Source organism: Herbidospora mongoliensis (genome assembly GCF_001570545.1).
GTDB classification, from domain to species: Bacteria; Actinomycetota; Actinomycetes; order Streptosporangiales; family Streptosporangiaceae; genus Herbidospora; species Herbidospora mongoliensis.
This window is the reverse complement of the sequence record NZ_BBXD01000017.1, coordinates 352,220-364,979: the sequence shown is the minus strand read 5'-3', so window position 1 is coordinate 364,979 and position 12,760 is coordinate 352,220. Positions and strand designations below refer to the sequence as shown.

Genomic DNA, 12,760 nt, shown 5'->3' with positions numbered 1-12,760 from the left:
GCGCTGTGACGCTAGAGCACGGGCTGCAGTCGGAACAGCGCGGGATGCACCGCACTGGGCTCGTGACGCGACTCGGGGCTGATCCGGCCGGCGACCGCGCGCAGCACGTCGACCGCGGTGATGACGCCGACCACCCGGCCGTGCTCGTCCACTACGGGAACGGCGTTCCGGGCCGAGTCGAGCATCGTCTCGGCAACCGTGCCGAGCGAGCGGTCCAGCCCGACCCGTGGTGTGCGCTCCGTCTTCACGAGATCGCCCACCTGGCGACGAGACAGATCGGCCAAAGTGCCCGTGCAGTTGTCGGCGAGGTCTTGTGTCGACAGCAGGCCGTGCAGGTGCTGACCCGCGCTGATGATCGGGATGTGGTGGACGCCGGCCCGGCGCATCAGCTCCCAGGCCATGAGCGGTGACTCGTCTGGGGCGACGGTGACGACGACCCGGGTCATGACGTCTCTCGCGGTGAGGGTGTTCAGGCTGGTCATGGCGTTCCCTCCTTTGGCCACGATCGCCGTGAGGGGTACGGCGGGCGCGGGCCCTGCTCCGTCTCCATTGCATCGCGCGGCGGGGGTGCGGCGCCTGGGCCGAAGGTCCTGAAAGGGGCGGACCTCGGTCGCTGCTCGGGATGGACGACCCACGCCACCACGATCATCAGGTCCACACCCGACCACGATGGGCTCCCTCGGCATTTCCTCCGTCGCATTCCGCAGGGTCCTCTCGTGCCGGGGTCGAAGACAGTCGGATCGAGGTGACCTTGGTCCTGGTTTGGGGTGACTTCCGGTTCCTGATCGGTCAGCTCGATCGGGCCAGAGCGGAGGCGGACAGCCGGTATACGCTCTCGTCGCCCTGGCGGCCGGTCGGCCACAGGAGATGATCACGTTGAACAAGCCCGCAACTGTGGACGAGGTCGCCTCGTTTCCCGGGGCGGACGTGCTGCGAGGGCTGGACGCCGACGAGGACGGTCTCTCCCAGGCCCCGGCCCAGGCTGATGTCCGCCGGGCCCGATACGGGCCGAACGCCGTCACCTCGCACCGGGCCCGGCTGCTGCCGGTGTTGTGGTACCAGATCCGATCACCGCTCCTGGTGTTGCTGCTGATCGCGGCTGTGGTGTCGTACTTCGTCGGGGAACGCTCCGACGCTGTGATCATCGGCGTCATCGTGGCGGCGTCGGCCGGGCTGGAGTTCTTCAACGAGTACCGGGCCGAGAAGGCCGCCGAGGCGCTCCAATCGCAGATCCGCCATCAGTCACTGGTGTTACGTGACGGCCGCTCCGTGCAGGTCGAGGTGACCCGCCTCGTCCCCGGAGACGTCGTCGACCTGCGCCTCGGCGACATCGTCCCGGCGGACGTCCGGCTGCTGTCGGTGGCCGGCCTGGAGTGCGACGGATCCGTGCTGACCCGCCGGCCACGCTGTCGCGGTCAGTCTTCGTCGAGGACGTCCTCGATTCGGCGGCGGACACCTGCGGTCTCGGTCAGCGGGTATCCCAGGCGAATGATCAACTGGGGCCGCTCGCCCGCGCACAGGTAGTCGGCGATGAACGATCGCAGCGGCGGGAACTCGAGCGCCTGCGTGTGGAAGGCCGCCCCCACCCCGTACGCCGAGGCGTGGAGGAGCACGTGCTGGAGGGCCTGACCGGCGGTGATCCAGTCGGCCACCGCGTCTCCCGAGGTGGTGACCAAGGCCACCTGGCCTGTCGTGGCGGCCGAGACCTGTTCGTCGGAGTTGCCCCAGGGGTTGTCGGCGGCGTAGTCGCGCTGTTCGAAGTGGGGGTGGGTGCGGCGCGGGGCGTTCGGGTAGGCGTCGGCGGGGACGCCGTCTCCGTAGCCGCTGCCGGGCGGGCGTCCCCAGCGTCTGAGTTCGAGGTTCTGGGTGCGGTCCCGCCTCGCCGTCAACTGCGCGGCGGTGGTGAGCGCCGCGAGCACCCGTTCCGCGGGCCCGTCGACGAGGGTCAGCCGGGCGCCCTCGTCGCCCGCGTGCCGGACCATCGCGTCCAAAAGTGGCTCCGATACCGGCAGGCCGGAGAAGCCGGCCCGATGTGTGCGTCGGCGGGTGATCTCGGCGTGCAGCAGCAGGGTGTGTTCGTCGGGATCCACGGGATCGCCGGGCTTCACCGTGGCGACCAGAACGGGCCGGTCGGGGTCGGGCAGGACGTGGACGATCGCTTCCCAGCCGAGGGCACGCAGCGCCGTCCGCAGGGTGAACACGGCGGCGCCGCAGCTGATGAACATCTCGCGGCCGGTGGGGTCGGAGACGCTCAACCGGCGGTCGGTGTCGGCGCGGAGCCGGATCTCGTCTCCCTCGATCACGAAGGACCATGGCTGGGTGTTGTGGACCGACGGGGCCCAGACGGCAGCTTGGACCACGGAGCGCAGTGGGATCGTTTGGCTCGTCATGTCTTCACTCCACCACTCGCGTCCGGCGATGGTCAGGGACGAAGGGCCCTTCTTGCGGCCACGTCCAGTCGACTTTCTCCAGCGTGTCCATGCTTCGATCGTCGTCCGCACGCAGCGGCCCTCCCAGGGATCCAGGTCCCGAGCGGGAGGGCCGTTGGAAACGCGACGACGCCCTTCCGGAGATCCGGGTGGCGTCGTCGGCGATGCGTGCGCTGTTACTTGAGGATCGGGTACTTCTGGACGATGGGGAGGCGGGCCCACCGGCGGCCCAGGCCCCAGGTGTCGCCGGCCGCCGTGGCGGCCAGGCCGATGAGGACGATGGCGTAGACGATGTGGTCGTCCATGAAGGGGTTGTTGTCGAGGGGGAGGCTGGCGCCCCACATCATGACCATCATCAGCGTGCCCGCGACGGCGGCGGCGCGGAGGCCGATGCCGGCGATCAGCGCGACGCCGACGCCCAGGAGACCGAGCATGAACAGCCAGTCGATCAGGGCGTGCCCGGCGAGCGCGTTGTAGAAGCCGCCCAGCGGGCCGTCTGCGGCGCCCTTCAGGAAGCCGGTGGTCGGGCTGCCGCCGTTGATCCACGACTTGGCGGCGGGGGTGGCGAAGCCGAATCCGAAGAGCTTGTCGACGAAGGCCCAGAGGAAGATCCAGCCGAGGGCGATGCGGGCGACGGCCCAGACCTGGTCCACGAGGCGCGTGGCGGGGGTGGCCGCCTGGGGGGTGGCGAGGGGGGTGGTGTTGAAGGTGCGGCGTCCGTGCGTGGTGGCCATGGTGAGCCCCTTTCGGAGGATTCTCTCGCTCGTTGTCGCACTTTCAATGACATCGTTTTCCGGGGTCCGCACTCAGTGCTGGAAGGCTCTCCGCCGCGGTCCTCAAGACCTCTCCGGCACGGGACTTTCGTCCTTGGGCGCGGTCAGCCGCCGGCGGAAGACCCGGGAGGTCCACGCCTGGTAGGCCGGCACGACCGGGGTGTACTCGGTCTCCGCGCATAGGACCTTAGCCTCTGTCACGGTTTGTCCAATAAAAGTAAATTGATGGCATGATTCGGGTATTTCTTGTTGATGATCACGAGGTCGTTCGGCGTGGTGTCGCCGCGCTCCTGGACAGCGAGGACGACATCGAGGTGATCGGCGAGGCCGGTACCGCGGAGTCGGCGATCGCGCGCATTCCCGCGCTGCGCCCCGATGTCGCGGTGCTCGACGTGCGGCTGCCCGACGGCTCGGGCGTGGAGGTCTGCCGGGAGGTGCGCAACCGGGTGCCCGGTCTGGCCTGCCTCATGCTGACCTCCTATGCCGACGACGAGGCGCTGTTCCAGGCCGTGATGGCGGGCGCGGCGGGTTATGTCCTCAAGCAGATCCACGGGTCTGACCTGGTGGGCGCCGTGCGCACGGTGGCGGGGGGCCAGTCGCTGATGGACCCGCAGACCACTACGGCGATGCTGCACCGCCTGCGTGACGACGCGGTGCGCAAGGATCCCCTGGCCGCGCTGACCGACCAGGAGCGCCGCATTCTGGAGTACATCGGCGGCGGGCTGACCAACCGCCAGATCGGCGAACACATGTTCCTGGCCGAGAAGACGGTGAAGAATTACGTGTCCGCCCTGCTCACCAAACTCAGCATGCAGCGCCGCACCCAGGTGGCGGCCCTGGCCGCGCGCATCCAGGCCGACCGGCACGACTGACGGCTCGCGCCTTCGCGTGCCATACGACAGCGCCTCCCGGAGGACGGGGGTACGGCGTTGTCGAGCGGCCCTCCAACTGCGACCCCGGGACGAGTGCCACCGTCAGCGCCCGTAGACCCGACTCGCCGGGCCCGAGCGGACTCTGATGCGCGAGGGGCGTCGCCCTGATCTGGCGCATAGTCGGGGTTGATGGACCAAAGTCCCCGGTCGGCGAGCCGTCCGGCACTGCACCACAGGGGGCCGTCGGCGGGAGTCTGGCAGCAGGGCCTGTCAAGGAGGCTTTGCCATGATCACTCTTCCGGCCACCGACCTCGGGGCACGACGCCGGCTGACGGTGGGGGATCCCCGTGCCAGGTCGCCGCACGTGAGTTGCGGTGCGGCCCTGCTCGACCTGCGCGGGCACCCACAAATGATCATCAGGTTCGGCTACGGCCCGCCCGTACCCCGCGCGCCCCGCCGTCCCGCGACCGAACTGGAGATCCACCATGCCTGAGGAATGCGACGTCCTGCTGCGCGACGGCGGCATCGCCCACATCCGCACCCTTGATCCCGCCGACGAGTCACACCTGCACGACCTGGTCGAACGCGTCTCCGAAACCTCCGCCTACCTGCGGTTCTTCACCGGTGGACGGGGGACCGCGCACACGTACATGGACCGGATCATCCGGCCCGGCCACGACGGCCGCGTGCTGGTCGCCCTGGTGGAGGGACGGCTCGCCGCCGTCGCCGAGTACATCCCGGCCGGGAACGGCACCGCCGACATCGGCGTCCTGGTGGACGACGCCCTGCACGGCACCGGCCTCGGCACACTCCTCATCGAGCACCTGGCCCTGGCCGCCGCGGCCGAAGGGGTGACCCGCTTCATCGCCGACGTCCTGACCGAGAACAAGGTCATGCTCGACATGCTCTCCAAGGTGGGCCTGCCGATCGAGATCACCCGCAGCGGTCCCGACACCCGGGTGATCGTGGCGCTCACCGCCGGAAACCGGCTGGCCGGAACCATCGCGGCCCGCGACCACGAGGCCGAACGCGCCTCCCTGCGGCGGGTGCTGGAACCGCGCGCCGTGGCCGTCGTCGGCGCCGGCCGCGACCCCGCCTCGATCGGGCACCGGGTGCTGCGCAACCTGATCGACGGTGGATTCCCCGGCACGATCTATCCCGTCAACCCGCATGCCGACGTGATCGCCGGCTGGCCGGCCTATCCCTCACTCGCCCTGCTGCCCGAGCATGTCGACGTCGTCGTGGTGGCGGTCCCCGCCAAGGCAGTCCTGGACGTGGCCCGCGACTGCGCGGCGACCGGCGTGCGCGGCCTGGTGGTCCTGTCTGCGGGGTTCGCCGAGCAGGGCGGCAAGGACGCCGAACGCGAACTCCTGACGATCTGCCGCACGGCGGGGATGCGCCTGATCGGCCCCAACTGCCTCGGCATCGTCAACACCGCCGCTCACCTGAACGCCAGCTTCCTGCGGAGCGCACCGGAACGGGGCGGTGTCGCGGTGCTGTCCCAGTCGGGGGCGGTCGGCGCGGTGCTGCTCGACCGGTTGCCGATCTCCTCGTTCGTGTCGGTCGGCAACAAGGCCGACGTCAGCGGCAACGACCTGCTGGAGTACTGGGAGGACGACGAGGCGACCCGCGTCATCGCCCTCTACCTGGAGTCGTTCGGCAACCCCCGCAGGTTCGCCCGGATCGCCGCCCGCGTGGGCCGGCACAAGCCGGTCCTGCTGGTCAAGAGCGGCCGCTCGGAGGCCGGTGACCGGGCCGTGCGCTCCCACACCGCCGCCGCCGCGACCCCCGACATCGCCGTCGACGCGCTGGTCCGCGCCGCCGGGGTGATCCGCCTCGACAGCATCCGTGACCTGTATGACACGGCCCGGCTGCTGGAAACCCAGCCGTTGCCCGCCGGGCGGCGGGTCGCCATCGTCGGCAACTCGGGCGGCCCGGAGGCCATGACAGCCGACACGTGCGAACGCGCCGGTCTGACCGTCCCGACCGTCACCCCCGGCGCCGAACTACGGCGCAGGTTCCCGGCCGCCGCGCTCGGCAACCCGGTCGACCTGGGCGCGGAGGCGTCCGCCGAGGAGATCGGGCTGGCGATCGAGAGCGCCCTGGCCGATCCCGAGGTGGATGTGGTCCTGGTCGTCTACACCCCGCCCTTCGGCTCCGGCGCGCCGGCCACCAAGGACGCGATGGCCAAAGCCACCCGCGACGCGCACAAACCGGTCATCGCCTGCGTCATGGGGGAAGACGGTCTCATCGACGGCCGGGTGCCGTGTTACGCCTACCCCGAACAGGCCGTTCAGGCGCTGGCCCGGGTCGTCGACTACACCGAGTGGCGTAACTCGCCCGCTGAAGAGTGGGAGACGGGCGGCTTCGACGACCTCACCGCGCGGGCACTGCTGTCGGGAGAGGCGCCCGAAGGATGGCTCGCCCCCGACGCGCTCGACGGCCTGCTCCGGCACTTCGGCATCCCGCTCGTCCAGACGATCAGCGTGTCCGACGCCGACGCGGCGGCAGAGGCGGCCGCCACCCTGGGCGGCCCGGTGGTGCTGAAGGCCGTCGGCCCCGTTCACAAGAGCGACGTCGGCGGTGTACGGGTCGGCCTGACCACCCCGGAGGAGACCAGGGCCGCGTTCGTCGCGATGCGGGAGTCGATCGGCGCCGAGATGACCGGCGCCGTCGTCCAGCCGATGGTCGAGCAGGGCACCGAGATCATCGTGGGCGGCGTCAACTATCCGGCTTTCGGCCCGCTGGTCATGGTCGGCATGGGTGGCGTCACCGCCGACCTGCTCGCCGACCGCGCCTTCCGGGTGCCGCCCTTCTCGGCCGCGACAGCCGAGGCGATGATCCGCGAACTGCGCTCGCATCCTCTCCTGTACGGCTACCGCGGCAGCCCCCCGGCCGACGCCCACGCGCTGGCCGACGTGGTCAGGCGGGTCGGCCGGCTCATGGACGCCCTCCCCGAGGTCGCCGAACTCGACCTCAACCCGGTGATCGTCACCCCGGGCGGTGCGGTCGCCGTCGACGCCCGAATCCGGCTGGCCCCGGCCGGACGTCCGCCCTCGCCCTACATCCGCAGACTCCGCTGACAGGAAGAAGCCGTCGAACGCGACACTCAGGTCAGACAAGTCCCGGCCGTCTGTGACGGCCGGGATTTCGGCTGGTGAATGGACTCAACGATGGGCGTTCCCATGGCACGAGACACAATGCCGCGCCAAGCGATTGACTTACGGGTGCACCGCTGGCTGATGGCCGTGGGGGCGCTCCTCACCGCCGTCGCCCTTCTGCTGTTGTCGCTGCTCCCTAGTGCGCCTTCCGAGGCGGTCGCGATGACGGCGTGGATCGAACGCGGTCACTCGCTACTGTCGTGGAGCGACGAACTGTTGTTCTTCGCGGTCATCTGCTGGGGAGCCGGTGCCCGCGGCCTCTTCGGGGCGCGCAAGGCTGGACCGTCGGTGCACATAGACGTGGGAGTGACCGCTCTCACAGTCGCCCTCATCGCTCTCGTCGTCCTACTGCTCGCGATGGGGCGTCTGGTGTACCCGGTGTTTGAGATTCCACTGTCGGCCGAGGTTCTGGCCCTGGTCGTCAGCACGGCGTTCGGTGCCCTACATCTGGCTTTCCTGGGTTTCGCCGTTGCCGCAGTCGCGCTCAGCTGGTCGACACGCGCCCGACTCATCGGGCGAGCTGTCGGCATCTTCGCCGCGGTCGCATTCATCGGCGGCTCTTTCCCTTGGCTGACACCGAACTGGTGGAACGCATCGGTCGCGGTACTGGTCGCCGTGTGGGGCCTGTTCCTCGCTCTCGCTGCGTAACCCGCACCGAGACGAAGTGAATGGAGTCCCGGGTGCTGTACCGCCGATGTCGAAAAGCAGATGAACGAACGCGAAGGGCCGGCCCGGCGAATGATCGCCGGGCCTTGAGCAGCCTGCGAAGCTCCCAGTCCGTGATTTCACCGGCGACAGTGACCATTCCGCCGTCGACGTCGCAGGTGATGGCTCAGGGGTTCACGGCGACCGCGTGGATGGCCGCCGTGACGTCGGCCTCCAGGTCGGCCGCCGGACGGACGAACACACGCAGCAGGTCGAACTGGTGGACGGTGCCACAGACCCTCCCGGTGACCGGGTCGATCACCGGCAGTTGCTTGATCCGATGCTCGTGCATCAGCCGGGCGGCGGACTTCACCGACGTTCCCGGCGTCACGACGATCGCGGGTGAGGTCATCAGCTCGGCCGCCCGCGCTGCCCGCTCCTTGCGGCGCTGCGCCGGTTACCCGGACCGAAAGAGGCGAACGTCCTGCGGGGGACGATCTCCCGCAACCGCAGATCGTCCTCCGACACGACCCCGACGGGGCGCCGGTCGGCGTCGACGACGGCGACCGCGCCGACCGTGAACCGCTGCATGGCGGCCACGATCTCGGCGAACTCCGCCTCCATCTCCACGGCGATCGCGACGCGGCCCATCACATCCTTGACTTCAACGGGCATGGCCCTGTGTCTCCTTCACCGGCTCGGCGGCCCGGACGACCGCGACCGGGCACCCGGCGTGGTGCAGCACACCTCTGCTGACCGAACCCAGCACCGCCGAGGCGACCGCGCCCCGGCCGTGCGAGCCCACGACGAGGAGATCGGCGCCTTCGGCGGCGTCCACCAGGGCGGTGACGGGGTGTCCCAAGCGCACGTCCTCAACGACCTTGATCTCCGGGTACCGCTCCCGCCACGGGTTGAGAACGCCGGCGACCACGGCATGCTGCGCGGTCCGGATCTCCTCCAGGTCGTAGGTGATGCCGGGCGTGTACGCGTAGACCGGCTCCCGCCAGGCACGCACCGCCCTCAGTGTGCTGCGTCGCGACCTGGCCTGCTCGAACGCGTAGGCCAGGGCGGGCTCGGCGGCGGGGGAGTCGTCGACCCCCACGACGACCTCATCGGTACGCGGCCCCGGAAGATGCCGCACCACCACCACGGGCCCGGGCACGTGCCCGGCGAGGTGTGAGCTCACCGACCCGACGACCGCGCTCGCGAAACCGCCCATGCCACGGGTGCCGACCACCAACTCCACCGCCTCGGCGGCGGCGCGGCGCAGAACCTCCACCGGCCTGCCCTCGAACCGCTCGGTGACGACGGCGATGCCGGGCTGCCTGGCCTCGGCGGTCCCGGCGGCTTCGTCGAGGACGCGGGCCGCGCCACGGGAGAGCGCATCCTCCAGATCGGGGTTGGGGAACTTGGGGATCTCATGCGGGGACCGGTCGACGGCGAAAACGACGTGCAATGTGAGTCCGGTCCGGGCCGCGTCGTCGGCGGCCCACTCGATGGCGGCGACGGTGGACGGGGAACCGTCCACACCGACCACGATGGCTTCTTTCATGGCTCCTCCTGGGGTTACCTCCATGACACTCCGTGCGACGTGCCGTCCCCCAGGGACGAAGGTCCTCGCGGAGGGAGGCGAAAGAAACCGGAGCCTGGGACTCACCTGCGTGTGAGTCGGCGCTCGGCCCGGTCCTTGATGCCGTGCAGCATCTTGCTCTCCATGACCAGGCTGGCCGGGACCATGACGGCGTCGTAGAGGGCCTTCCCCGCGCCGGGCACGGTGATGCGGTTGCGGCTGATCAGCCGGGTCACACCGGCCTTCTCCCGCAGGGCGAAGGACCAGACCCGGGGATCAGTCCGTCGCCCGGCATGGGTGCCGCGATTTCGGCCGGTTCCGCTCCCCAGCTGCGGCACCAGCGGTTCAGCGCGGGCCGCATCGCCACGGCCGCTCCCGCGAGGCCCAGGATGATCGCTTTCTTCTTCATGTCGCCCTCTCCGGCGCCAATGGCCATGCCTTCCCGGCGGGATCAGACGGTCGAGGCCGTTTCGGCCAGTGACCGACCCCACTCGATCGCCCGAGAGACTTCGGCCTCGTCAAGCGGTCCCTTGGTGGCGGTGACATAGAACCCCATCGGTGGGGCGATGAGCACCATCCGATGACGGCGCAGTGCCTTGTGGACGCCCTTGGCCGCGGAACCGGCCAGAAGAGTCCGGACACGGGTGTCGAATGCCGCAGCCGCGATCGGCCTGCGGATCCGCAGGACGGTGAGCCACTCGCGCACTCCTTCGCCTTTGGACACGACGCCGTTGTCGGCCTGGTCGAGGGCGGACTTGCGAGTACTCGCCCGGGACATTCCGAAGGCATGCGTGGGTCCGCCGACGACAAGAAGGTCGATGTCGTCGGGAAGCGTGGTGGGAGCCGTCCCGACCTCCATCACCTCGGTCGGAATCCGGCCGCGTAGGCCAGACGTCACTTCCTCGGCGATCCTCATGGTGTTGCCGAAGTTTCGGTCGGGACCTACGCCCCTACCCGGCGCACGGCATACGCGCGGATTGTTGATGGCGTGGACACTCTTGAGCGGATCGACGCCTACTGGCGGGCCGCGAACTACCTGTCGGTGGGCCAGATCTACCTCATGGACAACCCGCTGCTCACCGAACCCCTCCAGCCCGGCCACATCAAGCCCCGGCTGCTCGGGCACTGGGGGACGACGCCGGGGCTGAACTTCTGCTTCGCCCACCTCAACCGGGTGATCACCGAACGCCACCAGGCCATGATCTACGTCGCCGGCCCCGGTCACGGTGGCCCGGCCGCCGTGGCGCACTCCTGGCTGGAGGGCACCTACTCCGCGACCTACCCCCAGGTGTCGCAGGACGCCCAGGGCATGAAGCGGCTGTTCCACCAGTTCTCCTTCCCCGGCGGCATCCCCAGCCACGTGGCTCCGCAGACGCCGGGCTCCCTGCACGAGGGCGGCGAACTCGGCTACGCCCTGGCGCACGCCTACGGTGCCGCCTTCGACAACCCGGACCTCGTCGTGGCCTGTGTCATCGGCGACGGCGAGGCCGAGACCGGCCCGCTGGCCGCGAGCTGGCATTCCAACAAGTTCCTCGATCCCGCCCGCGACGGCGTGGTACTGCCCATCCTGCACCTGAACGGTTACAAGATCGCCAACCCGTCCGTCCTGGCCAGGATCCCCGAGGACGACCTCGTGAAGCTCATGGAGGGGTACGGCTACCGCCCGCACATTGTGGCCGGGGACGATCCCGTGATCACGCACGCGCTGATGGCCGAGACCCTCGACGCCATCTTCGACGAGATCGCCGACTACCGGAACGGCGGAGCCGACCGCCTGCCGATGCTCATCCTGCGCACGCCCAAGGGCTGGACCGGGCCCCGCGAGGTCGACGGCCTGCCCGTCGAAGGCACCTGGCGCGCCCACCAGGTACCGCTCACCGGGGTCCGCGACAACCCGGCCCACCTGGCGATGCTGGAGGAGTGGATGCGCTCCTACCGGCCCGAGGAGCTCTTCGACGGCGCCGGCCGCCCGGTCGCCGAGATCCTGGAGACCGTGCCGCGCGGCGATCACCGGATGAGCGCCAGCCCCTACGCCAACGGAGGCGAACTCCTGCGTCCGCTGGTACTGCCCGACTTCCGCGACAACGCCGTGGACGTCGAGGCGCCGGCCGCCCAGTGGACGGAACCCACCCGCGTCCTGGGGACCTACCTGCGCGACGTCATCGCCGCCAACCCGGACAACTTCCGCCTCATGGGGCCCGACGAGACCGCCTCCAACCGGCTGAACGCCGTCTTCGAGGTCACCGGCCGCGCGTGGAACGCCTCCGTCCTGCCGACGGACGAGCATCTGGCCGCCGGTGGACGGGTCATGGAGGTGCTGAGCGAGCACCTGTGCCAGGGCTGGCTGGAGGGCTACCTGCTGACCGGACGGCACGGCCTCTTCAACTGCTACGAGGCGTTCATCCACATCGTGGACGCCATGTTCAACCAGCACGCCAAGTGGCTGGACGCCTCCCGCCACATCCCGTGGCGGCGCCCGATCGCCTCCCTCAACTACCTGCTGTCCTCCCACGTGTGGCGACAGGACAACAACGGCTTCAGCCACCAGGACCCGGGCTTCCTGGACGTGGTGCTCAACAAGAAGCCCGAGATCGTCCGCGTCTACCTCCCCCCGGACGCCAACACGCTGCTGTCGGTCGCCGACCACTGCCTTCGCTCCCGCGACTACGTCAACGTCATCGTCGCCGGCAAGCAACCCGTTCTGGACCTGTTCACCATGGAGGAGGCCGTCGTCCACTGCACCCGCGGAGTCGGCATCCTGCCCTGGGCGAGCAACGACGAAGGCGCCGAGCCCGACGTGGTCCTGGCATGCGCGGGCGACGTGCCGACCCTTGAGGTGCTGGCCGCCGCCGCGATCCTGCGCGAGGAGCTGCCCGACCTGAGGGTCCGCGTCGTGAACGTCGTCGACCTGATGCGCCTGCAGCCGGCCGCCGAGCACCCGCATGGCCTGGACGACGCCGGATACGACGCCCTGTTCACCGCTGACAAGCCGGTGATCTTCAACTTCCACGGCTATCCGTCGCTGATCCACCGCCTCACCTACCGCCGCAACGGCCACGCCCACCTGCACGTACGCGGCTACAAGGAGGAGGGCACCACCACCACGCCCTTCGACATGACCATGCTCAACGACATCGACCGCTACCACCTGGTCATGGACGTCATCGACCGCGTCCCCGGCCTGGGCCTCCAGCAGGCGCACCTGCGTCTGCGGATGCAGGACGCCCGGCTGCGCGCCCGCGCCCACACCCGCCGGTACGGCGAGGACGACCCCGAGATCCGCGACTGGACCTGGGCGCGCTGATGACCC

The 12,760-nt window shown here is 69.8% G+C and carries 15 protein-coding genes; 6 read left to right on the top strand and 9 right to left on the bottom strand.

Going from position 1 to position 12,760, the window contains the following annotated elements; genetic code table 11:
• Window positions 1–11 precede the first annotated feature (11 nt).
• A complete protein-coding gene (locus tag AW272_RS26140; RefSeq protein ID WP_066370279.1) occupies window positions 12–482 on the bottom strand; it encodes a CBS domain-containing protein in 471 nt (156 codons plus the stop codon).
• A gap of 385 nt (window positions 483–867) precedes the next feature.
• Here AW272_RS26140 and AW272_RS26135 point away from each other — a divergent pair, with 385 nt between their 5' ends.
• A complete protein-coding gene (locus tag AW272_RS26135; protein WP_083958674.1) occupies window positions 868–1,524 on the top strand; it encodes a cation-transporting P-type ATPase in 657 nt (218 codons plus the stop codon).
• Here AW272_RS26135 and AW272_RS26130 read toward each other — a convergent pair.
• The 3 genes from AW272_RS26130 to AW272_RS42385 form a co-directional block, all read right to left on the bottom strand.
• Window positions 1,416–2,390 carry an Acg family FMN-binding oxidoreductase gene (locus tag AW272_RS26130; protein WP_066370271.1) on the bottom strand — a complete coding sequence of 325 codons (975 nt, stop codon included), beginning with the start codon at window positions 2,388–2,390 and terminating at the stop codon, window positions 1,416–1,418. The two genes, AW272_RS26135 and AW272_RS26130, sit on opposite strands and share 109 nt — an antisense overlap.
• A 215-nt stretch (window positions 2,391–2,605) precedes the next feature.
• Entirely contained in the window at window positions 2,606–3,163 is a 558-nt protein-coding gene (locus tag AW272_RS26125; protein WP_066370269.1) for a DoxX family protein, read from the bottom strand.
• Window positions 3,164–3,265: 102 nt separating this feature from the next.
• Window positions 3,266–3,403, bottom strand: coding sequence for a hypothetical protein (locus AW272_RS42385; RefSeq protein WP_157518774.1), 138 nt, complete (start codon window positions 3,401–3,403; stop codon window positions 3,266–3,268).
• 29 nt (window positions 3,404–3,432) lie between these two features.
• Here AW272_RS42385 and AW272_RS26120 point away from each other — a divergent pair, with 29 nt between their 5' ends.
• From AW272_RS26120 to AW272_RS26110, 4 genes are all read left to right on the top strand, one after another.
• Window positions 3,433–4,074, top strand: a complete 642-nt coding sequence (locus AW272_RS26120) for a response regulator transcription factor (protein ID WP_066370268.1) — start codon at window positions 3,433–3,435, stop codon at window positions 4,072–4,074.
• A 286-nt stretch (window positions 4,075–4,360) separates the two neighbouring features.
• Entirely contained in the window at window positions 4,361–4,567 is a 207-nt protein-coding gene (locus AW272_RS41025; protein WP_083958673.1) for a hypothetical protein, read from the top strand.
• The gene (locus AW272_RS26115; RefSeq protein ID WP_066370267.1) at window positions 4,560–7,157 is read left to right on the top strand and encodes a bifunctional acetate--CoA ligase family protein/GNAT family N-acetyltransferase; all 2,598 of its coding nucleotides are present in this window, start codon (window positions 4,560–4,562) and stop codon (window positions 7,155–7,157) included. Before AW272_RS41025 ends, AW272_RS26115 begins: the two co-directional genes overlap by 8 nt.
• Before the next feature lie 144 nt (window positions 7,158–7,301).
• On the top strand, window positions 7,302–7,883 hold the full coding sequence (locus tag AW272_RS26110) for a hypothetical protein (protein WP_157518773.1): 582 nt from the start codon (window positions 7,302–7,304) through the stop codon (window positions 7,881–7,883).
• Between the two features lie 184 nt (window positions 7,884–8,067).
• On the opposite strand, the gene AW272_RS26105 is transcribed toward AW272_RS26110, so the two are convergent.
• From AW272_RS26105 to AW272_RS26090, 5 genes are all read right to left on the bottom strand, one after another.
• On the bottom strand, window positions 8,068–8,292 hold the full coding sequence (locus AW272_RS26105) for a CBS domain-containing protein (protein WP_066370262.1): 225 nt from the start codon (window positions 8,290–8,292) through the stop codon (window positions 8,068–8,070).
• Complete coding sequence (locus AW272_RS26100; protein WP_066370259.1) at window positions 8,292–8,555, bottom strand: CBS domain-containing protein; 264 nt, start codon at window positions 8,553–8,555, stop codon at window positions 8,292–8,294. Before AW272_RS26100 ends, AW272_RS26105 begins: the two co-directional genes overlap by 1 nt.
• Window positions 8,545–9,432 carry a universal stress protein gene (locus AW272_RS26095; protein WP_066370258.1) on the bottom strand — a complete coding sequence of 296 codons (888 nt, stop codon included), beginning with the start codon at window positions 9,430–9,432 and terminating at the stop codon, window positions 8,545–8,547. The genes AW272_RS26100 and AW272_RS26095 overlap by 11 nt, the downstream gene beginning before the upstream one ends.
• A 101-nt stretch (window positions 9,433–9,533) precedes the next feature.
• Window positions 9,534–9,788 (bottom strand): hypothetical protein, encoded by a 255-nt coding sequence (locus AW272_RS44445; RefSeq protein ID WP_157518772.1) that lies wholly within the window; start codon window positions 9,786–9,788, stop codon window positions 9,534–9,536.
• Between the two features lie 113 nt (window positions 9,789–9,901).
• Window positions 9,902–10,348, bottom strand: coding sequence for a flavodoxin (locus AW272_RS26090; protein WP_245657730.1), 447 nt, complete (start codon window positions 10,346–10,348; stop codon window positions 9,902–9,904).
• A 90-nt stretch (window positions 10,349–10,438) separates the two neighbouring features.
• Here AW272_RS26090 and AW272_RS26085 point away from each other — a divergent pair, with 90 nt between their 5' ends.
• On the top strand, window positions 10,439–12,754 hold the full coding sequence (locus AW272_RS26085; RefSeq protein ID WP_066370256.1) for a phosphoketolase family protein: 2,316 nt from the start codon (window positions 10,439–10,441) through the stop codon (window positions 12,752–12,754).
• The last annotated feature ends 6 nt before the right edge of the window (window positions 12,755–12,760 follow it).